This window comes from Hoeflea sp. EC-HK425, assembly GCF_902498795.1.
In the GTDB taxonomy this organism is placed as follows: domain Bacteria; phylum Pseudomonadota; class Alphaproteobacteria; order Rhizobiales; family Rhizobiaceae; genus Hoeflea; species Hoeflea alexandrii.
Window position 1 is genome coordinate 1,360,218 of sequence record NZ_LR701572.1, and the last position, 21,202, is coordinate 1,381,419.

24 protein-coding genes are annotated in these 21,202 nt (G+C 54.4%); 15 read left to right on the forward strand and 9 right to left on the reverse strand.

All coding sequences use genetic code 11. From position 1 onward, the window contains the following. Positions 1–136: 136 nt before the first annotated feature. The 5 genes from SPHINGO391_RS09185 to SPHINGO391_RS09205 all read left to right on the forward strand — a co-directional run bounded on the left by SPHINGO391_RS09185 (position 137) and on the right by SPHINGO391_RS09205 (position 3,359). Positions 137–1,786 (forward strand): MobA/MobL family protein, encoded by a 1,650-nt coding sequence (locus SPHINGO391_RS09185; RefSeq protein ID WP_152008551.1) that lies wholly within the window; start codon positions 137–139, stop codon positions 1,784–1,786. 284 nt (positions 1,787–2,070) lie between these two features. Beyond that, positions 2,071–2,274 carry a hypothetical protein gene (locus SPHINGO391_RS09190; protein ID WP_152008552.1) on the forward strand — a complete coding sequence of 68 codons (204 nt, stop codon included), beginning with the start codon at positions 2,071–2,073 and terminating at the stop codon, positions 2,272–2,274. Beyond that, complete coding sequence (locus SPHINGO391_RS09195; RefSeq protein WP_152008553.1) at positions 2,274–2,495, forward strand: hypothetical protein; 222 nt, start codon at positions 2,274–2,276, stop codon at positions 2,493–2,495. The genes SPHINGO391_RS09190 and SPHINGO391_RS09195 overlap by 1 nt, the downstream gene beginning before the upstream one ends. Beyond that, entirely contained in the window at positions 2,492–3,007 is a 516-nt protein-coding gene (locus SPHINGO391_RS09200) for an antirestriction protein ArdA (RefSeq protein WP_152008554.1), read from the forward strand. The genes SPHINGO391_RS09195 and SPHINGO391_RS09200 overlap by 4 nt, the downstream gene beginning before the upstream one ends. Before the next feature lie 100 nt (positions 3,008–3,107). Further along, entirely contained in the window at positions 3,108–3,359 is a 252-nt protein-coding gene (locus SPHINGO391_RS09205) for a helix-turn-helix transcriptional regulator (protein ID WP_152008555.1), read from the forward strand. Positions 3,360–3,374: 15 nt separating this feature from the next. Here SPHINGO391_RS09205 and SPHINGO391_RS09210 read toward each other — a convergent pair whose 3' ends face one another. The 4 genes from SPHINGO391_RS09210 to SPHINGO391_RS09220 form a co-directional block, all read right to left on the reverse strand. Next, positions 3,375–3,566 (reverse strand): hypothetical protein, encoded by a 192-nt coding sequence (locus tag SPHINGO391_RS09210; protein ID WP_152008556.1) that lies wholly within the window; start codon positions 3,564–3,566, stop codon positions 3,375–3,377. Continuing rightward, positions 3,566–3,700: a hypothetical protein gene (locus SPHINGO391_RS25340; RefSeq protein ID WP_280177926.1), complete on the reverse strand. Its 135-nt coding sequence runs from the start codon at positions 3,698–3,700 to the stop codon at positions 3,566–3,568. Before SPHINGO391_RS25340 ends, SPHINGO391_RS09210 begins: the two co-directional genes overlap by 1 nt. Then, entirely contained in the window at positions 3,700–4,365 is a 666-nt protein-coding gene (locus SPHINGO391_RS09215) for an acyl-homoserine-lactone synthase (protein ID WP_152008557.1), read from the reverse strand. The genes SPHINGO391_RS25340 and SPHINGO391_RS09215 overlap by 1 nt, the downstream gene beginning before the upstream one ends. 93 nt (positions 4,366–4,458) lie before the next feature. Then, positions 4,459–5,202, reverse strand: a complete 744-nt coding sequence (locus SPHINGO391_RS09220; RefSeq protein ID WP_152008558.1) for a LuxR family transcriptional regulator — start codon at positions 5,200–5,202, stop codon at positions 4,459–4,461. Between SPHINGO391_RS09220 and SPHINGO391_RS09225 the strand changes: the two genes are divergently transcribed. From SPHINGO391_RS09225 to SPHINGO391_RS09255, 7 genes are all read left to right on the forward strand, one after another. After that, positions 5,201–5,515: a hypothetical protein gene (locus SPHINGO391_RS09225; RefSeq protein WP_152008559.1), complete on the forward strand. Its 315-nt coding sequence runs from the start codon at positions 5,201–5,203 to the stop codon at positions 5,513–5,515. The two genes, SPHINGO391_RS09220 and SPHINGO391_RS09225, sit on opposite strands and share 2 nt — an antisense overlap. Before the next feature lie 178 nt (positions 5,516–5,693). Continuing rightward, positions 5,694–6,083, forward strand: coding sequence for a hypothetical protein (locus SPHINGO391_RS09230; protein ID WP_152008560.1), 390 nt, complete (start codon positions 5,694–5,696; stop codon positions 6,081–6,083). A 51-nt stretch (positions 6,084–6,134) separates the two neighbouring features. Beyond that, positions 6,135–6,878, forward strand: a complete 744-nt coding sequence (locus SPHINGO391_RS09235) for a HupE/UreJ family protein (protein WP_152008561.1) — start codon at positions 6,135–6,137, stop codon at positions 6,876–6,878. 11 nt (positions 6,879–6,889) lie between these two features. Then, positions 6,890–7,528 (forward strand): transmembrane anchor protein, encoded by a 639-nt coding sequence (locus SPHINGO391_RS09240; RefSeq protein WP_152008562.1) that lies wholly within the window; start codon positions 6,890–6,892, stop codon positions 7,526–7,528. A gap of 62 nt (positions 7,529–7,590) precedes the next feature. Further along, positions 7,591–8,934: an MFS transporter gene (locus SPHINGO391_RS09245; protein ID WP_152008563.1), complete on the forward strand. Its 1,344-nt coding sequence runs from the start codon at positions 7,591–7,593 to the stop codon at positions 8,932–8,934. Further along, a complete protein-coding gene (locus SPHINGO391_RS09250; RefSeq protein WP_152008564.1) occupies positions 8,934–9,371 on the forward strand; it encodes a YqaA family protein in 438 nt (145 codons plus the stop codon). The genes SPHINGO391_RS09245 and SPHINGO391_RS09250 overlap by 1 nt, the downstream gene beginning before the upstream one ends. Further along, positions 9,371–10,096: an ABC transporter permease gene (locus tag SPHINGO391_RS09255; RefSeq protein WP_152008565.1), complete on the forward strand. Its 726-nt coding sequence runs from the start codon at positions 9,371–9,373 to the stop codon at positions 10,094–10,096. Before SPHINGO391_RS09250 ends, SPHINGO391_RS09255 begins: the two co-directional genes overlap by 1 nt. A 176-nt stretch (positions 10,097–10,272) precedes the next feature. On the opposite strand, the gene SPHINGO391_RS09260 is transcribed toward SPHINGO391_RS09255, so the two are convergent. The 3 genes from SPHINGO391_RS09260 to SPHINGO391_RS09270 are packed head-to-tail and all read right to left on the reverse strand — an operon-like array spanning position 10,273 to position 11,590. Then, complete coding sequence (locus tag SPHINGO391_RS09260) at positions 10,273–10,419, reverse strand: hypothetical protein (RefSeq protein WP_193217242.1); 147 nt, start codon at positions 10,417–10,419, stop codon at positions 10,273–10,275. Then, positions 10,416–10,718, reverse strand: coding sequence for a hypothetical protein (locus SPHINGO391_RS09265; RefSeq protein WP_152008566.1), 303 nt, complete (start codon positions 10,716–10,718; stop codon positions 10,416–10,418). Before SPHINGO391_RS09265 ends, SPHINGO391_RS09260 begins: the two co-directional genes overlap by 4 nt. Next, positions 10,715–11,590 carry a phage integrase N-terminal domain-containing protein gene (locus SPHINGO391_RS09270; RefSeq protein WP_152008567.1) on the reverse strand — a complete coding sequence of 292 codons (876 nt, stop codon included), beginning with the start codon at positions 11,588–11,590 and terminating at the stop codon, positions 10,715–10,717. Before SPHINGO391_RS09270 ends, SPHINGO391_RS09265 begins: the two co-directional genes overlap by 4 nt. Before the next feature lie 857 nt (positions 11,591–12,447). On the opposite strand from SPHINGO391_RS09270, the gene SPHINGO391_RS09275 reads away from it, so the two are divergent. The 3 genes from SPHINGO391_RS09275 to SPHINGO391_RS09285 all read left to right on the forward strand — a co-directional run bounded on the left by SPHINGO391_RS09275 (position 12,448) and on the right by SPHINGO391_RS09285 (position 18,474). Continuing rightward, positions 12,448–16,044, forward strand: a complete 3,597-nt coding sequence (locus SPHINGO391_RS09275; RefSeq protein WP_152008568.1) for a P-loop NTPase fold protein — start codon at positions 12,448–12,450, stop codon at positions 16,042–16,044. Positions 16,045–16,136: 92 nt separating this feature from the next. Beyond that, positions 16,137–17,468: a transposase gene (locus SPHINGO391_RS09280; RefSeq protein WP_152008569.1), complete on the forward strand. Its 1,332-nt coding sequence runs from the start codon at positions 16,137–16,139 to the stop codon at positions 17,466–17,468. 142 nt (positions 17,469–17,610) lie between these two features. Further along, positions 17,611–18,474 carry an HNH endonuclease gene (locus SPHINGO391_RS09285; protein ID WP_193217243.1) on the forward strand — a complete coding sequence of 288 codons (864 nt, stop codon included), beginning with the start codon at positions 17,611–17,613 and terminating at the stop codon, positions 18,472–18,474. A gap of 472 nt (positions 18,475–18,946) precedes the next feature. On the opposite strand, the gene SPHINGO391_RS09290 is transcribed toward SPHINGO391_RS09285, so the two are convergent. Then, positions 18,947–19,576, reverse strand: coding sequence for a hypothetical protein (locus tag SPHINGO391_RS09290; protein ID WP_152008571.1), 630 nt, complete (start codon positions 19,574–19,576; stop codon positions 18,947–18,949). 96 nt (positions 19,577–19,672) lie between these two features. Next, the gene (locus SPHINGO391_RS09295; protein WP_152008572.1) at positions 19,673–21,175 is read right to left on the reverse strand and encodes a methyl-accepting chemotaxis protein; all 1,503 of its coding nucleotides are present in this window, start codon (positions 21,173–21,175) and stop codon (positions 19,673–19,675) included. Positions 21,176–21,202: the final 27 nt, after the last annotated feature.

The window sequence follows — 21,202 nt, forward strand, 5'->3', positions numbered from 1 at the left end:
CAGGTTGGCAACATTGCGGCGTTTCAGACGGCTTCACAGCCGCGAAACCCCGAAGTGCGGCGGGGGATACCCCCTGCACCCCACGCCGTGCGTTCCGCACCAGCGGCAGGGGATTTGAGTTTGGGAGTTCCGGTGCATGCAGGATGGCAACATCCATTGTCATATCGACAATCTTTCCCGGCGCAACGGCAAGAACGGCGAGCGGATCGCCGTGGCGACTGCTGCCTATAACGCGGGGCAGCGCCTCTGGTCAGAACTGGAAAAGCGTTTTGTCGACTTCGGTATCCGCGAAGATGTGGTGTTTGCCAAGCTTGTCCTGCCGGACGGCGCGCCTGACTGGGCCAGTGATCGCACCACCCTGTGGAACCGGGTGGATCTGACCGCGAAACGCAAAGACGCCCGTCTGGCCAAAACCATTGAGGGTGCGCTGGCGCGGGATATCCCCGCTGATCAGCGGCAGGCCTTTCTGCTGGAATTTGTTGCGCCCTTTGTGAAGCTTGGATGTGTGGCCGATGTCGCCATCCATGAGGATGGCACCGACCACAATCCCCATGTCCATATTCTGCTCACCACCCGTCAGCTGAGCGCAGACGGGTTTGCAGCGAAACTTGCAGCGTTGGAGCAGCGCCAGTTCGTCAAACAGGTCCGCCGCCAATGGGCGGACCTGACCAATCAGTATTTAGCCAAAGCCGGATCAACCCTGCGGGTTGATCACCGCAGCTACAAGGCCCGTGGCATCGAGGCGGTACCGACCGTGCATCGCGGGCCTGATCGGCTGGAGCGCCGCACCAAGCGTGAACACGCGCGGCGCGTCAGACAGGGACAACGAGAGGAGCACACCATGGCCAAACCCGACGTGTATGATCGCCGTCAGTATCCGCATTTAACTGCACGGGAGACATGGCCGCCGGAACCGGAGGCGTCTCCCGACATGACCAGACAGGAGCGGGATGAACATCATCGCTACTGGCAAGACCAGAAAATCAATCAGTTGGAGCAACAAGCTCTTGCTGAACCTGAACAGGTCAGCGCTTCAAAGGCTGAACAGCCATGGTATCAACAGGCCTTGACCAAGGCGCGTTCCGAATCCGTCTATGGCCTGCCCGTTCCCGATCCCGAGCAGGATGCCGAGCGTGCCGACTATGAACGCGATCTCGCCAATCAGGCCTTGCAGGAGCCCCTGCAGGCCGAAGAACACGTCCTCCTCAATCTGCTGCAGAGCAGTGACCCGCGCACGCAGGAGCAGGTTGAAACCCTGATTCATTCACGGCGGATTGCTGCCCGCCGCAGTCAGAATGAACAACAGCTCATCGGTCAACTCAAGCAGCGGATGGAACCCCAGCAGGCTGCGGCACTGGAGACTTATCTCCGCCAGTCAGATATGGAACAGCCCAACCGTCGGCATGACGAGGCGCAGGAACGTTACGACGCCGAGGTGATGCGCAGGGCCAAAGCCATGACCCGCAATCAGGCGGAACACGAAGCCCTGATCGCCATGCGGGACGCGCCGCCGGAAGCGCAACGCTTTGTCGAAGACTTCATTCTGCAGGAACGGATGCAGGTCATCCGCGAGCGGGATCGCGCGGCCAAACTGGCCCAGATCCAACCCGAGGTTCGCCGGAAGCTGGAAGCGCTGCGGCATGATCGCGACGAAGCCGACCGGGATTTGCCGGTGCCGGGGCCCCATGGGGAACTCCTCACCCAACGGGAACTTGACCGCGCCCAGGAACGGATGCTCGACGAGCATCTGCGGGAAGAGCCTGACCACGACGAACCCGAGCGTTAAACCCATCCCTCTCTGATTGTTGGTGCGGTTTTGCTGTCGCCCGGTGCTGCCTTGCATGGTGGTGCCGTGGGCGCGGTTTTGTGGCGTGTCCTGATCCTTTGTTGGACCCGTCACCCTCGCTGGCCTTGAAAATCGCCAAACTGGGCTGATCCGGGCCATGCGCAATGGTCTTCCGCCGCAGACGGTCTCCCGAGAAGACCATGCCCCTGTCCCTTGAAGATCAGCCCTTCATGTTGGCGACCGGCCGCAAGGGGTGGCCGGGAAACCAACGAAGGAACACACCAATGACCAAAACCAATACGCCCAAAGGACCCACCCATGAAGTCTTTCACGTGGTGGGCGACAAGGACAAAGCCCGCTGGACCAAGATCGGTGTCGGCTGGCAGCATCAGGATCACGACGGACTCAATCTCGTCATCAACTATACGCCCCTCGTCGCCGGCCGCACCGTGGTGCGCAAGATCAAGGCCCAGCAGGAGGAGGCATAATGAGCCGCCGCCAGCCAGAAACCGTCAGCCGCACGCAGGAATTCCGCGTGCAGCTGACCACCTGGGAACTCTACGAGATCTGGATCAAGGCCGCTGATGCCGAAACCGCCCGCAAGGATGCCGAACACATGTGGCATGAACTCGGGCCGGAAGCGTTCCGGTTCCGGGATAACGGGCTCGATGACGTCACGGTTATCGGTACGCAGGAGGCGGACGCATGACCACCGCTGCACACACCACCGGGGCGGAGTCTGAATACTTCGCCCAACCGTACAGCCTCGATGCGGTGGGTTTCTACTTCACCGATCTGGCGGACTATCAGGCCAAAGCGGCCAAGGCGGTTGATCGCTTCGGCTTGCCGGTTGAAGAGTTTGAACTCCAGTACATCGACGGCGAGTTTTACCGGCTGTTTAACGCCATTGTTGTCACCCAGGCCTCGCTGGCCGCATGGTTTGACCTGCTGGAGCAGCTGGATGATGACGAGGAACGGTATCTGATTGCCTGCCATCTGGCTGAAGACGGCTATGCCATCGATGAGCTTGCGCCACGCTGGGACGACTTCAGCATCTATCACGGGACAGCAGCCGAATATGCCGAAGAGATGGTCGCGGACTGCTACCAGCTGCCCGATCGGATCGCGTACTATCTCGACTATGAGCGGCTTGGCCGCGATATGGTGCTGGAAGGCTCGATTACCGAGCTGGAACGCGATCTGTTGCTGCTGGGCGGGTAAATCCGCACAGCAGCAATTTCGCCACGTTTGTTGCGTGATTTCAAATGCATGACGCAACTTTTAATTGTGCGATGCCCGGAATTTTTTTATAGTAGCGGTAATGAATACGTCCGCATCTATTACCCCCGAACGTCAGGCAAAGCTGGAAAAACTGGTCGGGATCAATCTCAGAAGGCTCCGCAACGAACGCGGACTTTCCCAGCAGCAGGTCGGAGAGAAACTTGGCATCTCCTTTCAGCAGATACAGAAATTTGAAAACGGCACCAACCGTATCTCGGCCGGGCGGCTGTTTGTGCTGGCGCAGTTCCTGAATGCGCCGCTGATCGAGTTTTTCCAGGATGCCCGTTTCTAGCGGCTGGTAAACTCCTTACCAGCCGGTGCCTCCAGATTGCTGCTGCTCTTCTGCTGCTTCCTGTTCAATCAATGTCATGCTTTGTTTGAGCGTATCAGCCAATTGTTCCTTGCCTTTCAGCTCCGCTTCCTGCGCCAGATATTCCAGACAGCGCTGAAAGCCGACCCAGTAGCCCGAGGTAGGGGTATCTGCTCCCTGAATAATCATTATTTGCCCCCTTCACTTTGATACATCATCCGCACCAGCGCCCGGTTCATCACCATGAAGTATTTGCGGTAGCGCGGGTAACGTTGGGAGACCACTTCCACCATATCGATCAGACACATCAGATCCTGTTGCATCATGCTCTCCCTTCATAATTCGGCATGCCGGCCACCGGATGCGGCATTGGCACCATCGGGCTGTTTTCGGTCAGCAGGGTATCGTTGATTTTTGATTTCAGGCGCACCTGTGCCAGGGCCTCGGGTGACACCTCAAAGATTTCGCCAGCCGCATAATCCGTTCCGGTAAAGCGGGGCTCGCCCAGACGGGTTGGTTGCCAGCCGCAACGCACCAACAGCGGCTCGATCCGGACATCCGAAATCGATACATAGTTGGTCATGTCCATCTCGAGACCAAACTCCAGCATGGCCGCGACCAGTTGACCGACGATGTTGCGTGGTGCTGTCCGGCGATCTGCACAAAACCGGCTGGTCTCCCAGATGGAGCTGCTCCGGGGAACCGGTTGCGTTTCCACATATTCGGTGAACACATCACCAAGCAGGTAAGGTACATTCGTCGGGATCAGCCGGGTGCAGGCATCCACTTCGCCCGCTTCATTGATCCGGACAATGTAAAACGCATCCTCCGTGTCGAACTGGTCAAACTCCATCTGGTTTTCCACGAAGAGACCGCGCCCAACCGGCCATTTCAGCTCTTCAACAAACACCCGGTAACGCAAGCGATGCATTGATTCAAATAACGCCCGGTCTGCCTCAAAATTCCGTCCACTCAATAACTTAAACATGCCTCTTACTTTCTTTTTTGGCATGATGGCGGGGATTGCAGAACAGGGAAATATGGCCGAATGGCCATAGTCAGACAAAGTTGGTCAGCAGGATCAGACGGTCAGGAAGTTGCCCAGAATGGCTTTGACCACCGCTTCGGTGGTCGAATGAACCCCGAACTTGCCGCGAGCGTTGGAGAGGTAAAGTTTCACCGCCGACTCTGACAGATTCAGGATCAGGGCGATTTCCGGGACAGATTTGCCGGCAGCATACCATTGCAGGCACTCGGATTCGCGGGGTGACAAGCGGACATCACCAACCTTGTAAATCAGATCGGCCTGAACCAGATCCTGTGCCACGTTGTTGAAGACCAACGAGATCAGATAGATGCTCTGGCTGTATTCCTGGAAGAACGCGCCGAAATCTCCGGTATCTTCGGGAGCACCCATACTGATCATGGCATGCACCTGTTTGCGCCCGTGGATCGCAATGCCGATGCCATCACCAAGATTGAACTCGGTGGCTTCATTGAAAAATTCGCGTTGTGACGAATTGAACGTGTTGCGATCTTCCAGGCTGCGCCAGGTAAAGGGCTCAAAGCAGGCCTTGCCCTGGGAGATTACCGGATCCACCACATGGTATGACTTTTCCACGTAGCGCTCGACCCAGGCTTCAGGATAATTGGACACAATCACCGGTGGTTTGTCAGGCCGGATTTCCTGAGGAATTGCCTGATATGCCCAGTGATTGAGACCGAAGCGGCGCAGCTCCTCCGCATACAAATTCATCAATTCTTCGAGGGTGGAGGCGTTGGTTGCGCGTGACAAAAAGTCGCCAACGAGGTAAGGATAAGTCATGAATATAACTCCATCCGAAACTCTAACCTTGGCCAATACTCCCTTGCAGCTGCTGCTTACGGAGCAGTCGCGCAACGGGTACTTTATGATTTCGCAGTCTATCTGGCATCAGATCCAACATCATTTAAAAAAGATTGATGGTGGCGTGTATTATGTCCGCTCACCGTTACTGTTTCATAAGATGATACGGGAAAATTGGGTGCCTGCCAAGGTTGTTACAGACGAAGAAGTTCTAGCATTGCGAGAATTGAATCTAGATTCAGCTCGTCTCGGTGCGGAGATACAGTTACCATTCCAGCGGGAGCTGCATTAGTTGATCAGGACCGTCAGGGCCATGACCTCACGTCGGGTAGTTTACATCCGTCGGCAGCCTCAAAACTCCAGTCTGGTCTGATCGGATTTGATGCTCCGATCTATGGGTCAAAGCTTTCAAAAGATGCGCAAAAAATGATTTCAGCTTTGTCCGGCCTGTGGTAATTTGTTGACCAACAATGATGATCATCCCTTTCGCCAGAACATTCCGATTCTCCCTTGCGTTCGCGCTGACGCTTGGCATGGTGATATCTGCTGTGGGGGCTTCTATTTCACATCTGCCCACAGATCTGAAGGCAGCTGAACAAGTCAGGCACGCCGAATTAGCCCCTACCACCGACGAGCATGGCCACAGCCATGACGACGGAGAATTTGACGAACAGCGCATAGGTCACACCCATGACCACAACCCTGCTGATCATTCTCACGAAACACCGCACCTGAATGCCCATGTGCATTTGGCTAGCCGTGAACTGGCCCGGATTGATTTCGTAGCCATTCCAGAATCCATCACGCCTGGCGCTTCATTCAGGCTGGATCGCCCGCCAAAATCTATTTCTTTGATCTGATCCCGGCTGCTGCTGCAGCCAAAAATATCGAACAAAGAAATAGGAACTATCATGCACTACTCTCTTAACGAGAGGCTGCGACAAAAGCGTTTTGCTTTGTGGCGGCTGACTCTCACTATCTTGCTTACGCTGGCTTTTCTTCCGTTTTTGGAACAAGCCGCCTGGGCACACGCGGTCACCGAAGGTGACAAAGGTTACATCCAGGAAATCTATGGGGTTCACTTTATCCCGTTCATGTATTTGGGCGCCAAACACATGATGACGGGGTATGACCATCTGCTGTTTTTGGCAGGTGTGATCTTCTTCCTGTACCGGATGAAACACATCGGAATTTACGTGACCCTGTTTGCCATCGGGCATTCAACCACCATGATCGTCGGTGTTTACTACAACATCACGATGAGCTCTTACCTCATCGATGCGATCATCGGCCTGTCGGTCGTCTACAAGGCGCTCGACAATATGGGCGCCTATCAGCGCTGGTTTGGCTTCCAGCCGAATACCAAGGCGGCAACCCTGATCTTCGGGCTGTTTCATGGCTTTGGTCTGGCGACCAAGGTGCAGGAATATGAAATTGCCCCTGACGGCCTGCTCACCAACCTGATTGCCTTCAATCTCGGGGTTGAAGTCGGTCAACTGCTGGCTCTCGCAGCCATCCTGATTGCCATGAGTTACTGGCGGCGATCAGGCAGTTTCTGGCGACATGCTTACACGGCCAATGTGGTGATGATGACCGCCGGATTCGTTCTGGTTGGCATGCACCTCACTGGCTACTTCACAACGATCAATTCATAAGGAGAACTCTCATGTATAACTCAGATATCCCAACCCGTGCAGAGCTGCCGTCAACCCGTCAGCTCATCAAATCCACCATCATCGCCATCGTGGCGGCCATCGTTATTCTCGTGACGATCGTGCTGCCGTCCGAATATGCGGTTGATCCGACCGGCGTCGGCAAGATGCTCAATCTCACCGAAATGGGCGAGATCAAGCAGCAGCTGCACGCGGAAGCGGAAGCAGATCGTCAGCTGGAAATGCAAAAGATGGAGACGGATGATAAGTCGAGCAGCTTGCTGGAAAGCGTGTTCGGTCTTTTTGTGAGTTCAGCTCATGCCCAGTCTGCCAGCGAAGCCTGGACTGATGAACAAACCTATACACTGGCACCCGGTGAAAGCATCGAAGTCAAGCTGGTCATGGAAGAAGGCGCTGAAGCTGAATTCAAATGGGTCGCGGCAAACGGTCGGCTCAATTTTGATCTGCATGGGGACGGCTCCGGCAAAAACATCAGCTATGAAAAAGGACGCGGCGTCCCTGGTCAGGATGGTGTCTTGAAGGCGGCTTTTTCAGGCAATCACGGCTGGTTCTGGCGTAATCGCGACAAGCAGGATGTGCAGTTGACGCTGTCCGTTCGTGGCGCTTACAGCGACATCATCGTGTATAAGTAAAATCGCTAAAATCGCCCCTCCGACAACCATCGTCGGAGGGGCACCTATTTGAAAGTTTCCCCATGATTGAGGTTCTCAAGCATCCAATTTATGCCCGGTTGTTCTCAGCTCAGGTTATCGCCTTGTTGGGAACAGGTCTCTTGACTGTTGCCATGGGTCTGCTTGCTTTCGATCTCGCCGGGGCCAATGCCGGGGCCGTTTTGGGAACCGCTTTCGCGATCAAGATGATCGCCTATGTCGGTCTCGCGCCCGTGGCGAATGCGGTGTCCGAGAAACTCCCGCGCAAAGCCGTCCTGATCGGCGCGGATCTTCTGCGGGCGACGGTGGCCTTGTCTCTCCCGTTTATCGACGCCATCTGGCAAATCTACATCCTGATCTTTGTCCTTCAGGCAGCGTCAGCAACGTTCACGCCTGCTTTTCAGGCGATCATTCCTGATATTCTGAAGGATGAGAAAGACTATACCAAAGCGCTGTCGCTCTCGCGCCTCGCTTATGATCTGGAAAATCTGATCAGTCCTGCCCTCGCAGGGCTCCTGCTGGCTTTCATGAGCTATCATTGGCTCTTTGGCGGCACAGTAGTCGGGTTCGTTGGTTCGGCAGCGCTTGTGTCGATCACCAGCATTCCAGCCAGAGCTGGTCACCAGAAAGTCAGGACGTTTTTTGAACGCCTCACCAGAGGATCGCGCATCTATCTCGCAACGCCGCGTTTGCGCGGGCTGCTCGCTTTGAACCTGGTGGCGGCAGCGGCAGGTGCTTTTGTAATCGTAAATACCGTTGTGATTGTCCAGTCAGGTTATGGTGCAAGCCAAAGTGATGTAGCTTATGCTCTTATGGCATTTGGCAGCGGTTCGATGCTGACCGCGCTGTTGCTTCCCCGCCTTCTCGACCTGATCGCCGACCGCACGCTGATGCTGGTGGCGGCATTCGTTTTGACGGCGCTCACAATTGGACACGCACTTTATATGCTCACCAATGGTTTGCTTGGGTGGGCGTTGTTCTTGTGCGTATGGATGGCCAGCGGGGCGCTATATTCAGCAATCCTGACCCCCTCAGGCCGCTTGCTCCGGAAATCTGCGCACCCGGAAGACAGGCCATCCATTTTTTCAGCACAGTTTGCACTTTCGCATGCCTGCTGGCTTTTGACCTATCCCGTCGCTGGATGGGCAGGTCAGGCATTTGGATTAGCTGCTGCAATGATTATTCTGGGGCTGATTGCGTTGATCGGTTCGGTTGTGGCTCTTTTTATCTGGCCGCCGGAGGCTACCCAGGAACTGGTGCACGATCACAACGATCTTTCGCCGGATCATCCTCATTTGGGTGAAGGCCACGACCGTCGCGTTACGGTGCACAGCCATAATTTTGTGATCGATGACCTGCATGCTCATTGGCCAGAGCGTCAGGGCTGATGGAGATTTTACCGGCTTATCTGGGCCTCTTCGCCTCGGCGTTTGTGGCAGCGACGCTTTTGCCGGCTCAGTCCGAAGCGGTTTTGGTCGGATTACAGCTGGCGGGGTATCCCGTTGTGGCTCTTGTCATCATTGCCAGCATTGGCAACACGCTTGGTGCTGTGGTGAACTGGTTCTTTGGCCGGGGTATCGAACGCTTTCAGGGCAGCCGCTGGTTTCCGGCAACGCCCGAGCAAATGCAAAGGGCTACTGCGTGGTACCATAAATGGGGCCGGTGGTCCCTGCTGCTGTCATGGGCGCCCATTGGAGGGGATGCCTTAACGGTCGTGGCCGGTGTGCTGCGTGAACCACTGTGGAGCTTTCTCCTGATTGTTACCATCGCCAAGACGGGACGGTACATCATTCTTGCTCTCATGACTTCCGGTCTGATGTCTTGATGTTGTCGTTCATTCAACATGCGATAGGTATTCAGCGCGAGATCTATCATGCCTTTGCCGATCGGATTAAAGCCTACGCGGAAACCGGCGACTGGTCCCAGCTCGCGGTGTTTCTGCCCATGGGCATCCTCTTCGGTGCAGTCCACGCTATGACGCCAGGCCACTCAAAGACGGTTCTGGCGGCCTACACCGCTGGAACAGGACAAGATTTGTGGCCCGCCCTGCGATTGGCCTTTGTTCTGTCGGCCGTGCATATCGGTACATCGATCATCATTGTTACGCTCGCGCTACCGCTTGTTTCTGTCGTGCTCGGATCGGCAGGACGCGCCTATTTTCTTGAAAATCTAAGCCGGGGACTGATTGGCCTGATCGGCGTTTGGATGATCTGGCAGGCCTTTCGGCTGCACCACCGTCATGGTCATGCCGGACAGGGTCTTGGCTTCGCGGTCGTCGCCGGTTTGATCCCATGCCCACTTACTCTGTTTGTCATGACGTTCGCGGCATCCCGTGGTGTTACCGAAGCAGGCCTTGCCTTTGCGCTAGTTATGCTCATGGGGGTTGCCTCGGTGCTGGGGCTGGTCGCTGTCACAGCCGCAGTTGCCAGAAAGACTCTCAGCAGTGCCATTGGCAAAAATAGCGTTGCGGCACATCTGTTAGGAGTGGCCCTCCAGGTCGCGACAGGGTTATTCCTGATCGGAGTGGCCTACGTAATGCTAGCATCGTAAAAAAGGTATCAGGCATAGCTGTTCTCGACCCAGCCAAAAGTCATAACTTATGCAGCGCCCAAATTAATCTATTGATTTCAGCGGCTTGGCGTTTGCAAGATTCCATTGCGTAATCCCGCTATGCCTATGTCGCTGCGTCGCAGCTATACCTGACCAAACATTCCTTGGCCGCCTGTTCAATTTGCCAGACTGACCATCAGCATCACCACCAGTGCCAGCCACACCAAGATACTTATCACCCGTGTCACCCAGCCGCTGACTGTAAGGATGACACGGATGCCTGTGAGAAGTGCAAGCAGCAGCAGGAGGGTGAGCGGGCTCACCACTGTATCTCCAGCTCGGGGTAGTCGAAGGCCGGAGCCGGGTGCAGTGGATCGATGACCGTCGGGGTAGGGCGCCAGATATAGCGATAGGCTTCGTCATCCAGCCAGACCTGCAGATGCTGGGCCGCTTTGGTCTCGCGGAGATCAAAGGGCTGATCCTGGATCAAACGGCAGAACCGATGCCCCTTCTCTGCGCGCTGATCGATGGCGGCGGCAACGCTGGCCAGATCGAAGAACTCGTCAGCGTAGGCTTTGCGGGCAGCGGCGGTCAGCAGATAGGTGGTTTCGGCGCGGGTCATTGGCAGGCCCGTCCCAGATACGTATCGGTGATGGCAAGGCGGCCATGGCCCAGCTCGCCGGAGATCTTGTAGCGGGCGGCGCGGTCGCCTTCCCGCTCGATCGGGGTGAGCTGGTGCCAGTGTTTACCGCCGGCCAGAGGGCATGGGCGACCGGTCAGGGTAAGATAGCGCTGCTGGGCGTAGGCATGGCGCAGGCCGTGGGTATTGCGCAAGCCGGCCTTGAGAGTGAAATACTCGTAGCGTTTAAGCTGCTCCACATAGGTCATGCGCGGCGGAATCAGTGATCCCTTGCCGTTGACCAGACGGCAGATCTGCTGCAGGGCTTTGGCCTGCTGCGCCGTGGTGATCGGAATAGTGCGGCCTCTGCCGCCCTTGGTCCAGGACGGTTTAAGCACCAGCTGATTACGCTGGATTGCGGTGGCGGGCTGGAACTTGATCGCCTCCTCGCGGCGCAGGCCGAAGGTGGCCTGCAACAGGACTGAGGCCCTAACATACGGGCACTCGATCGCATGGAATTTCGTTGGATCAAGAGCATAGGCGCGATTGCGGCGGGGTGCGGCTTTGGCGGCGACGTTGTAGGCGGCGTTATCGCGCTCGACCACGTTGGGTTTATCGATTTTAGTGGCCCACCAGCGCAGCCAGGTCAGGCGATTGCGGATGGTGGCGTCATCCAGATCGGCACTGTGCCAGTGCTCGACCAGGGCGGAAACATGTTTGGGTTTAAGGGAGGCCGATCCCGGCAGTTTATAGCCCAGGGTGCGCAGCTCGGCCGCGATGGCAATGAGGCCACGCAGGCGGTTGTTGAAAGTGCCGTAAGAGCCGTCGCGGTTATGGCGACACATACGGCGCAGGTCCATTGTCAAGTTGTCCATCTTGCTCATTCCTCGGTTAGGATGGTGAGTGTTGATGGCCGCTGCCTGGCCGTGGCGCAGGGCAGCCCGCAGACATCGTCTGCGACAATGGCCGAAGACGTGCTTGAACTCCTTTCAGTGCGGTAAGAGCCTCCTCAGATCGATTGGGTAACCGATCATGTAAGATTGCCCGGTGGGCAAATGGTGACGATCCTTTCCGGATCGAAACCAGGGGGTGCCGCCCCATGGTGGCGGCCGGGGATAGGGCGTTGACATAACGCGCTCCTTTCGTGGGTTAAACGGGCTGGGAGATAGGGTCAGGCGTGGTGCGTGATCCATCGGTATCATGCAGGCCGGAAGGGCGAAGTGCTATAAAAAGAGGCGAAAAATGATGCTTGAACGGGATCGGCTGACGCGATCCCGTAAGCGTCATGTGTGGTCACTTGCCTTGGTTACAGGGGCTTCACGGGGTAGGGCGCTTTCCGTCACTCCCTGTTGCGGCAGGGAGTGACGGACGCGCCGCCTTCTCTCATCGGATAATATATGTCCGATGAGAGAAGGCTCGTTTGGCCCCTTCTCGGCTCGCTTGTCTGATGAGTGGTGGGGAGAATCAGGAGGGGAAAGCCTTCCCCTCGCTCCAACCCGGTGGTTTTGCGCTACCCCTTCTGCGGGGAGACCCCGCAACGCCCCCAACTGAACTGAACTTCGCCTTGGACAAATTAAAGCCTGCGGTTTAATTAAGGATATCTGCAATTTAGGGAAGCAATATTTCTCGTACTGAATGCCGTTGAGAAGCGCGAACAAAACGAAAACAAATTATGAGCATGACGATTTAGGAGTTAGTATGAAGCCGAGGAACGAATAAGGAGGCTTGCTTAGTGGGGCAGACACACATCAAATTTAGAACCATTCCTGACGACCCAGCGAAAGAAGATGAATTTTCAGGGCAAGGGCATAAGCGCACGGCAGGCGTTCTCGCCCGTCTAATCCAGGATTTTGACGGCACCGATAAATCGATCGGACTTGAAGGAAACTGGGGTGCTGGGAAATCTTCCATCATCAGAATGGCTTCCGACAGCCTACAACGGAATAAAACCGCAGAGCCGGCCGACAAAAAGAGCGAGGGTTTCCGGAAAACGTTTCATTTCTATACGTTTGATCTATGGCGTCACCAAACGAGCCATTTCCGTCGATCGTTCCTTGAATCTTTAACAAAGTGGATGATGGAAAACTGCGCCAAGACGGAGAGAGATGATTTCGAGAAGGTCCTATCAGGACTTCAAAATAAGACGCGTGAGATCACGACAGACAAGCACCGCAACCTGAGCCTCTTCGGCATTATCGCCGTCTTTTTTGTCATATCTTTACCCATCCTATATACGTGGCTAAGCCCATTTGCGGTTTTGAACTCGGACAAGAATTTCGTCATCAATCCAATCACCATGGCGTTTTTGGTTGTGCTTGCCATTATGATCGCTGGAGTGTTCTGGGAAGCCCATTGCATTAAGAAAAATCATAATAAGTCGGTTACCGCTGATAAAGAAATCTCCCACCGGCAAGCGGTATCAAGAGCGCTCGGTCTATTCTCCAATGATTCGCAATACGAAAAAATAAGTCAAGAAATTCGGGATATAGATCCAACGGATTACGAGTTTACGAAGACGTTTCGCAAGCTGCTTAGCTTATTTCAAAGCGATGAGAGACGCCTCGTTGTTGTCTTTGATAATATTGATCGACTACCAAGTGACAGGATTGCAGATGCGTGGTCAAATATCCGAGCGGTGTTTGCAGGAGAAGAAACTTTCGACCCAATCAATGGGGAGCTCGAAGACCCAAATTCAACGGTTACAGCGATCGTACCCTATGACCGCGCCCACATTGTGAATTCGCTAAACCCGAGGGCAGAACGTGCCATTGTTGCGCGAAATCCCTCTGAAGAACAGCTTGCGCTTTATATGCCTAACGAAGACGAAGGGCGTTATCAGCAGCAAGACCTACTCCGAAAAACATTCGATACAATCCTGAATGTGGCGCCTCCCGTGTTGTCCGATCGCGCAGCCTACTTTCAACAAAAAATCAATTATGCGGTGAGTAGTGGTGCTGACGAGGACACCATGCACCGCACCTATCAGGTTTTTCATGAGCGCTTGCTCCAGCACCGTGTCGTTGTTACTCCTCGTCACATCATTTCGTTTATCAATCAGACTGTGTCCCTTTGGGCTCAATGGAATGATGAGATTCCGATGCCAACAGTCGCAATCTATGTACTGCATCGAGATAAGATCGATCGTGATCCTAATTCTCTGTTGGATCCGATGACGATTTCCAGTGACTACCGATTGGCCGCTAATGATCCCAACTTGGATCGAAATCTAGCCGCATTAGCCTTTAATGTTCCGTCTGATCACGCTGAACAACTACTTCTCGCGGACCCCATCGAGGGTGTGTTGACCGCAGACTGGTCCGAGTCGGAGAAGGAAAACAGTGGTGAGCCGGTCGAACTGAAAAAGCTAAGAGAAGCCCCCGGCTTTTCTCACATGATCACTGCCGTAGCTCGCGATAAGGCCGGCAATTGGGCTCGTCATTCCGCGACTCGGTTCCGTAATGTGGTTCAGAATCTCAATATGATCGGCTGCAGCGGCGCTGTAACACGGACAGCTAAGAAGCGAATTTTGGAAGCCTTTAACGAGGTCAAACCGATCCGACCGAAAGACTGGTCGGCTCACACTGGCCTACTAGCTCTCTATGAGTTTTGTGAAACAGAAAACGAAGTTATAAAGCTATCACAACTATTCTCACACTGGCTCTCTGTTCGCCCAGAAAATACAAAAGAAGATAATGGCTATGATGAAGGGGCCTTTCTCGCCGAATTTGTAGGTGCGTTGAAGCATACTATTGAACGTTCACATGATGAAACGATGGCGCGGGTGGCGATGCGGCAAATTAGAGTGCCAACAAACTACGAACACCTAATTGGTTTCGCGGCCGATGCCTCTGAAAACGACCTTGATATAAATGATCTGGCCCCATATCAGGCCCCAGAGAATTTTACAGCAGAACTCACTAAGGAGATAACCGAGAATCCGTTGATGCTCGTGGATGCATGGCCGCAGATTAATTCTAAGGTTAGCCAACCAGATCAACTTTCGCTCATCAAAGCGTCAATTGCTCATCTGCAGAAAACAGATCTAGCAGAGGACCCTCAGTCTTATGCTGCTTTGCTCCAGACTTTGTACGCTTGGGGATACATTGGCTTAAGCGGCAAAAACAAACAGACTGCAAAACAAGCTATCCAGGGCCTAGTGGCTGATGGTGCACTAAGTCAGATTGGGCAGAAAGATTTACCGGGAGATGATGCCGGAAAGATAATCGCTTATACCCTTTGGTTCCATTTGGACGCTCATCCTAACTTTAAGCTTCCGGCTGTAGATCTCACCGCACACCAACTTGGAAACCTTACAACAGGACGAGAGTGGGTACAGCGAACGCTGCTAGAGGGTAACATCGAGCCTGATGCACTAAAATTCTTAGCGCAAATCTGCATTGCTCAAGGGAAAATGTCGCAGCTCATTAAATCTGCAGCAGAGGCACCAAAAACGAGCGAACTTGCTCAGCAGATAATATTAGAAGCGACAAATAGTTTGGATCTTGCGCCTCCTGCTCTAAACTCGGTGCTCCCTAATTACCAATTTCTTAAGGAACTTACCGGTGAATCAATTGAAAAATGGCTGGTAGTTATCGGTCAGATGCCACCAGAGGACTGGAGCGATATTGATCTACTGAAGCTCGACTCTGCACTGGTTCAAGATATCGCAGATCGAAATGAATCGGGTTGGGAGTATGTGCGAGAGCAATATGACAAAAGACTATTGGAGCTCACCCAGGAAGAGTGGCAAGAGATTCTCACCAAAAATACCAGAGTGAAGATTATCGCTGAGTCACGGATAGAGTCTGGGCTCCGGTTTGATCCCGCCATCTACCAAACCCCGCTACTAGATTATCTTGAACAGGTCCTCAATGGACAGATTTCTGAAAATTTGAACTGGGATGGCCTTTCCAGCGGGCTTAAGCCCAATCTTCGGCGCGTTGTGGCAAGTCAATTGCTCACTCGGGCAAAAGATACGGAAATCCAAGGTGAAAACATTGTGCGACTAGCGCGAACGTTCCCACAACAATTTAGCCTTTTTCCCTTCGATGAGCAGCCAGACATCACTATTCAGAAGTTCGTGATGCCGTTGCTCATGTTGGACGACCTCTCCGATATCAAAGCGATCTACGAGGATATGAAAAAATCACTGCGTACGGCACTGAAACTTGCAAAGGAAACCTCGATTGGCGCTCTTGAAGAAATGCTTGAAACTATCGATGAGGCTGATTCTGAGGTGAAGAAGGACAATGCGATCTGGTGGCGTTCCCTTTTAGGAATGCCCAAGAAAAAATCCCGAAGCACCAAACCGAAGAGCAAAGGTGAATAAGACCCTGTTTCAGTGCAGAATAGATTGGTAGTTGCATGTCACGAATTCGGCTCCCCGATGATATGTTTGAATTGCGCGAGGGAGAAATCCCAATGTACGGGTTTGAGCCCGAAGTTGATCGCGGAACTGAGTATTTTAAGTCTCTGATTTCAGAAGAAGATTGGAAAGCCCGACGACTGGCGATAGCTCAGTGGTTTTACCGAAGCCTTATTGGTGAAGTGAAAGATCCAACGGGCAAAGGGCACTTCTTTGCTCAAGAAGACAGATTCGCTTGGTATGTGTTCCTTGGTGAAGCGCTCAACCATCATCCACCAAACTATGAACCTATGTTTGGGTCCAAGGTAATACCGGTACTGTCTGCCATCGGGCGCAACATAGCGCTCGCTGATCAGATCGATGGATTTGAAGACCGTGCTCGGCGCCTTTGGAGCGATGAAAAAAAACAGCCAAACGGGACGCTTTTCGAATTACTGGTAGCCCTTGCCTATGCCAGAGAAGGCCGAAGTGTTCGATTTGTTCCGGAGAACCCTGGTGGCGATAAATCTCCAGATCTTGAAGTGGAGATTGATGGAACGACTTTTGCGGTTGAGTGCAAGCGACTTGAAGCAGGAGAGTTTGACGAAAGCGAACGCCAAAGAATGCGAGAGCTCTGGCGTGAGGCTGCGCATTCGATCGTTTTAACTGGACGCAGTGTATTCCTCGAGATTGATTTTCAGGTTCCGTTAGCGGAAGTGCCGGATGACTATTTGCTCAGAGCTGTCCGTAGCTTTCTTCTTTCATCGAAAACGGAACATGTTTTGAGCGATGACATCTCGATTGGGCGCATTCGATACTTGGATCTTGAGCCTATCCAGACGGCCTTGAAAAAGGGTTATATGCTTCACCCAGGGTCAGTCTATAACAAAACGCTTTTTGGTGAGTACGTTAGAAATGACAATTTGCACCTACTTCAGAAGGCAAAACTGGGTCCAAACCCTCATTTTATTGATGAGGTAGATCAGGTGGTTGCCGCGCGCTGGCGAAGTGCCTCAGAGACATCAATCGATCGCAAAGCACGGGACGTAAAACGGCTGCTCGTAAAAGCGCACAGGCAAGTTCCGACTAATCGACCTAGTATTATCCACATTGGGATTGAGAGCTTAGGCGGAGATATTGTTGAGCAGCGCCGCTATCAGAAAATCCGAAATACAATCGACAATTTTGACATTCAAGACAAACCTATCATGTTTGTGTACTGCAATTACTTTTCTCCAGAAGCTCCGGCGGAAGAGCCTTGGGCTATTGACGAAACGGTGCATTGGCAGGCCAGGGTGCCGGGTTGGCTACCACTTGCGTCCGGAAATCTAATTGTCCCCGAACAGGCGTTGTCCCGAGAAGGAACTCTGTGGGACGGAAAACCCACTGAGACATATAAACCAGACTAACTTCTTTCTTATGATCTGTTGCGACCCTACGCGCACCCCTGTGCAACGTCCGTCGGACGCAGTTTGGCTTAGTTTGTTTGCTGACCAGAGAACATGCATCGTGATAGGATCCAGTAAATATTGATGAATGAAAGCAGTTTGGATGAAGGACGGCGCAAACGAATTGATTTACACCTCAGAGCAATTGGATCCGGGTTCGGTCTACACGCGTGACGATCTGAGGGAACATTTCGGCATTACTGATGCCACCCTCAACACCGGAATTTTCCAACCGAAGGGAACGAAGTCCGTTTGGATATTCATCACACAAAACAAGACGGCCGATCGCACACAATACCATGATAGGATCGAGGATGACGTCCTGTACTGTCAGGGACAATCTGCCGGGCGAAAAGACCATCTTTATATCGATCAGAAAGCCTTAGGGCTGGAATTATTGGTATTTTTTCGGACGAAGAAATACGAGCATCCAGGAGCCGGTTTTCGATACCTCGGGAAGTTCGACTATGTCAGTCATTCCGGTAAGTTGCCTGCGGATTTCATCCTACAACGTGTTGGAAAGGATACTTCCTTAATTGCAGAGGATGCGGACGAGGCCCCGTTCGATCCCGATAATGTTGAGGACACACGCGAGAAGACGATGCGCGCCATTAAGGCGCGGCGTGGTCAGAAGCAATTCCGCGATAGACTGATCAAAGCCTACGATGGGAAATGCGCTATTTCCGGCTGCAATGTCCTGGATGTTTTGGAGGCTGCACATATCGACCCGTATCGAGGCGAGGCATCCAACGTTGTGACGAATGGAATTCTCCTGCGGGCAGACCTTCATACGCTTTTTGATTGTAAGCTCATCCGGATCAATCCAAACACGATGACTGTGGTTGTCGACGAAAAATTGCGTGAATCGACCTACGCCGATTATGCGGGCGTCAGGATCGCTTTACCTGCCGGTTCACATGCATCGCCAAGCCGGCGGGCTCTAGAGAGTAAAACGGCATCTAATTAGCCCTACAATATCCTTGCAGACGTCCCGCACCCGTCAAGGCTGCTTTCAGCACCCGCAAGCGGGCGTTGGCCTTGACTGCTGCGCTCCGCCTGCGCCTGGCTCAGGAAGGGCAAATGGAGCGGTGGCGGCGCAAGCGCCGCAAACCCTTAGTGGGCGAGGACTTTCCCGAAATTCGGAATTTGTTCTGGTAACGTTCTGCCTATTTTGTGCACATTTTTATACACAGTAAGCGCGATCATTTAAAATCGCGCAATAGAATCAATAACTTTCCTTTTAAAAACAAGGACTTAAAATCCCTCGGCCGCGAGGCTGTACGGGTTCGAGCCCCGTCGTCCGCACCAATTTTCCCAGACCTGCTAGCCGATGAGCGCGTGAATCCGCGTGCCGGCTCCAGGCGTTTTCCATTTACAGGGCCCGCCCGACGATCAAAGCTGAAGGCTTCCGGCAGGGAAGTGGCCGGTGGGATTGCTTATCAGCGGTTGTTTCGGATTTCCGGCGAGTTGGCGATTGCCTCGACGATTTGTCGTTTTGCTTGCGCGATTGCGGCTTCGGATGAGGCGTTAAATGCCCTTGACCCGCCTTCGCAGGCCATTCCGCCATCGGCTTGCGCCTTGCCCGCACCTTGAACCGTCGTTCCCAGCAGCCTGCCGTTGGCGCTGCCGTCGACCGTAAGGCCGGCAGTCATCAGAACCGATGTGTTCATGGTGTTGCGCAGGAAACCCGGAACGGCTGTCAGCTCGGCGTCGAGTGTGATGCCGGTCACCTTTATCACGCCTGCGGCTTGACGCGCCCGCAACTCGGACTGCTTCACCGGCGCGGTAACGGTCTCAACCGTCTCAAACTGCTGTTGCATTGCCAGCTCGACAGCGGTCTTGAAGCCGGCCCGCAGATCGACCGGGAATGTGTGGGCGATGCATGTGAAATCTGAAGCCCGCACGTTCCGGCTGAGCTCCGACGCATCAATGTACAGCAGATACTTGCCAGGGTTTTTCCGTGTGTCTGATACGTAGACCTGCACCGGCTCGGTGATCGTGGGTTCGGCGGAGTACTGGCAGCCAGCAAGGAATGCTGCTGTCAGCAGGGAGAGGGCCATTGAGCGCATCTGACGTCACCTCTATCGTCCGGGACGGTGACAAATAGCATCTGCCTGACGGATGTCGCAAGCGACCCGGTCGGCATAGCCGAACCGGAAGCTCGGTCAAACAGCGATCTTGAAGCCGATGCGCAAGCCGCCCCAGTGGCGGCCGTTAACGACGATCGGGGCCGAGAGGTCCTTCATCAGCACGAAATTGCCGCCGCCCATGTCGCGGCGGTAGGTCTGCAGCAGGAACGGCCTGGTGTTGCGGCCCGCGGCAAGCCCGGTGCGATCGTTGAAGATGCGGCGGTTGCGGCAGTTGCCCGCGTTCCAGACCGGATCCGCGCTTTGCGGTTGAGAATAGATATGGTTGTGGGTGGGCAGATATCCGTTGCGGTCGATCGCCGCGCAGAAGGTGACGCGTGGATCGAATTCCAGCATCGCCTCCTGGATCGGCGGCAGCAGCCGGTCGGTGTGCTGGGTGAACCGGGTCATGTGCTGAAGCGGATCGGTCCCACGGATGGGGGTATAGTTCTCGTCAAACAGATCGGAAAGCGACATCGCCCCGGATCTTATGGCCTGTTCAAAGAGTGTGGAGACTTCGCCGGCCTTGGCGATGCAATGGCGGATGAGCGGGGTGTCTTCGGTTTCAATGCCGCTTTCGGCGACTTCGCCGATGACGTTTTCGGAAAATGACACGAGGCGGTCGATCTTGGCGCTGGCCGCGGTCAGCATTTCGGCGCTGTTGTGAACCTGCTTGTCGAGTTCGGAGACCTTGGAGAGCACGGTCGAGCAGGCGCGGGTGGTTTCCTCGACCGGGTCGCTGATCCGTTCGATTTCGCTGATCATGCCGGCAACCGTCTGGCTGAAGCCTGTGAATTTCTGCAGTTCTCCGTCGATCTCGGTCGAACGCTGGTGCGCGGCATTGGCCACCAGTTCGTTGTCGGCGTTCTGCTTCTGCAGCTTGTCGACGATCGAGCGCAACGCCTCGAGCCGGGAGACGATGTCGCGCGAGACCGTGCCGGTCTTGTCGGCCAGTTGCTTGACCGCATCGGCGACGACGGCAAAACCGCGGCCGGCCTCGCCGGCGTGGGCTGCCATGATGCCGGCATTGACGGCAAGCAGCTGGGTCTGCGTGGCAATGCCCTGGATGGATTCGGAAAAGGAATGGATTTCCTTGATCTGGATTGAGACGGAATCAAGCACGCCGGTAATCTCGGTGGCGTTGCTTGCCATCGACTTGATGTCGGAGACTGCGTTGACCAGGATGCCGTTGACGCTCTGTGTTGTGGTGTCGAGTCCTGCCTGGGTGGTTCTGGCAGCCTCGATTGCGCCACGCGAAGCCTCGGCGACCGTCTGATTGGACCGGGCGATCATCGAGATGTCACGGGTCAGGGCGTGGAATTCGTCAGCCTGCTGCGACATTGAACTCGAGACATCGCCGACCATGCCGCTGGTGTCGGCAATGTTGACGGACAATTCGCCGATCTGCGAACCGATGACGTTCATCGCCCGCTCGAGCCTGGCCTGGTCTTCTGCGGGAGGCGTCAAGACGTCCACATGCTGTGGGTCTGCGTCGTGCCGAACCTCCGGCTCATCGGCATAGGCAACTTGCAATGCTTGCATAGGTTTCGGTCCTCCAGATCTGAAGAT

What these genes read in the sequence shown, in the direction of transcription:
- SPHINGO391_RS09185 (WP_152008551.1), top strand. Translation starts at nt 137, where the DNA reads ATGCAGGATGGCAACATCCATTGTCATATCGACAATCTTTCCCGGCGC.
- SPHINGO391_RS09190 (WP_152008552.1), top strand. Translation starts at nt 2,071, where the DNA reads ATGACCAAAACCAATACGCCCAAAGGACCCACCCATGAAGTCTTTCAC.
- SPHINGO391_RS09195 (WP_152008553.1), top strand. Translation starts at nt 2,274, where the DNA reads ATGAGCCGCCGCCAGCCAGAAACCGTCAGCCGCACGCAGGAATTCCGC.
- SPHINGO391_RS09200 (WP_152008554.1), top strand. Translation starts at nt 2,492, where the DNA reads ATGACCACCGCTGCACACACCACCGGGGCGGAGTCTGAATACTTCGCC.
- SPHINGO391_RS09205 (WP_152008555.1), top strand. Translation starts at nt 3,108, where the DNA reads ATGAATACGTCCGCATCTATTACCCCCGAACGTCAGGCAAAGCTGGAA.
- SPHINGO391_RS09210 (WP_152008556.1), bottom strand. Translation starts at nt 3,566, where the DNA reads ATGATTATTCAGGGAGCAGATACCCCTACCTCGGGCTACTGGGTCGGC.
- SPHINGO391_RS25340 (WP_280177926.1), bottom strand. Translation starts at nt 3,700, where the DNA reads ATGCAACAGGATCTGATGTGTCTGATCGATATGGTGGAAGTGGTCTCC.
- SPHINGO391_RS09215 (WP_152008557.1), bottom strand. Translation starts at nt 4,365, where the DNA reads ATGTTTAAGTTATTGAGTGGACGGAATTTTGAGGCAGACCGGGCGTTA.
- SPHINGO391_RS09225 (WP_152008559.1), top strand. Translation starts at nt 5,201, where the DNA reads ATGAATATAACTCCATCCGAAACTCTAACCTTGGCCAATACTCCCTTG.
- SPHINGO391_RS09220 (WP_152008558.1), bottom strand. Translation starts at nt 5,202, where the DNA reads ATGACTTATCCTTACCTCGTTGGCGACTTTTTGTCACGCGCAACCAAC.
- SPHINGO391_RS09230 (WP_152008560.1), top strand. Translation starts at nt 5,694, where the DNA reads ATGATGATCATCCCTTTCGCCAGAACATTCCGATTCTCCCTTGCGTTC.
- SPHINGO391_RS09235 (WP_152008561.1), top strand. Translation starts at nt 6,135, where the DNA reads ATGCACTACTCTCTTAACGAGAGGCTGCGACAAAAGCGTTTTGCTTTG.
- SPHINGO391_RS09240 (WP_152008562.1), top strand. Translation starts at nt 6,890, where the DNA reads ATGTATAACTCAGATATCCCAACCCGTGCAGAGCTGCCGTCAACCCGT.
- SPHINGO391_RS09245 (WP_152008563.1), top strand. Translation starts at nt 7,591, where the DNA reads ATGATTGAGGTTCTCAAGCATCCAATTTATGCCCGGTTGTTCTCAGCT.
- SPHINGO391_RS09250 (WP_152008564.1), top strand. Translation starts at nt 8,934, where the DNA reads ATGGAGATTTTACCGGCTTATCTGGGCCTCTTCGCCTCGGCGTTTGTG.
- SPHINGO391_RS09255 (WP_152008565.1), top strand. Translation starts at nt 9,371, where the DNA reads ATGTTGTCGTTCATTCAACATGCGATAGGTATTCAGCGCGAGATCTAT.
- SPHINGO391_RS09265 (WP_152008566.1), bottom strand. Translation starts at nt 10,718, where the DNA reads ATGACCCGCGCCGAAACCACCTATCTGCTGACCGCCGCTGCCCGCAAA.
- SPHINGO391_RS09270 (WP_152008567.1), bottom strand. Translation starts at nt 11,590, where the DNA reads ATGGACAACTTGACAATGGACCTGCGCCGTATGTGTCGCCATAACCGC.
- SPHINGO391_RS09280 (WP_152008569.1), top strand. Translation starts at nt 16,137, where the DNA reads ATGTACGGGTTTGAGCCCGAAGTTGATCGCGGAACTGAGTATTTTAAG.
- SPHINGO391_RS09285 (WP_193217243.1), top strand. Translation starts at nt 17,611, where the DNA reads ATGAAGGACGGCGCAAACGAATTGATTTACACCTCAGAGCAATTGGAT.
- SPHINGO391_RS09290 (WP_152008571.1), bottom strand. Translation starts at nt 19,576, where the DNA reads ATGCGCTCAATGGCCCTCTCCCTGCTGACAGCAGCATTCCTTGCTGGC.
- SPHINGO391_RS09295 (WP_152008572.1), bottom strand. Translation starts at nt 21,175, where the DNA reads ATGCAAGCATTGCAAGTTGCCTATGCCGATGAGCCGGAGGTTCGGCAC.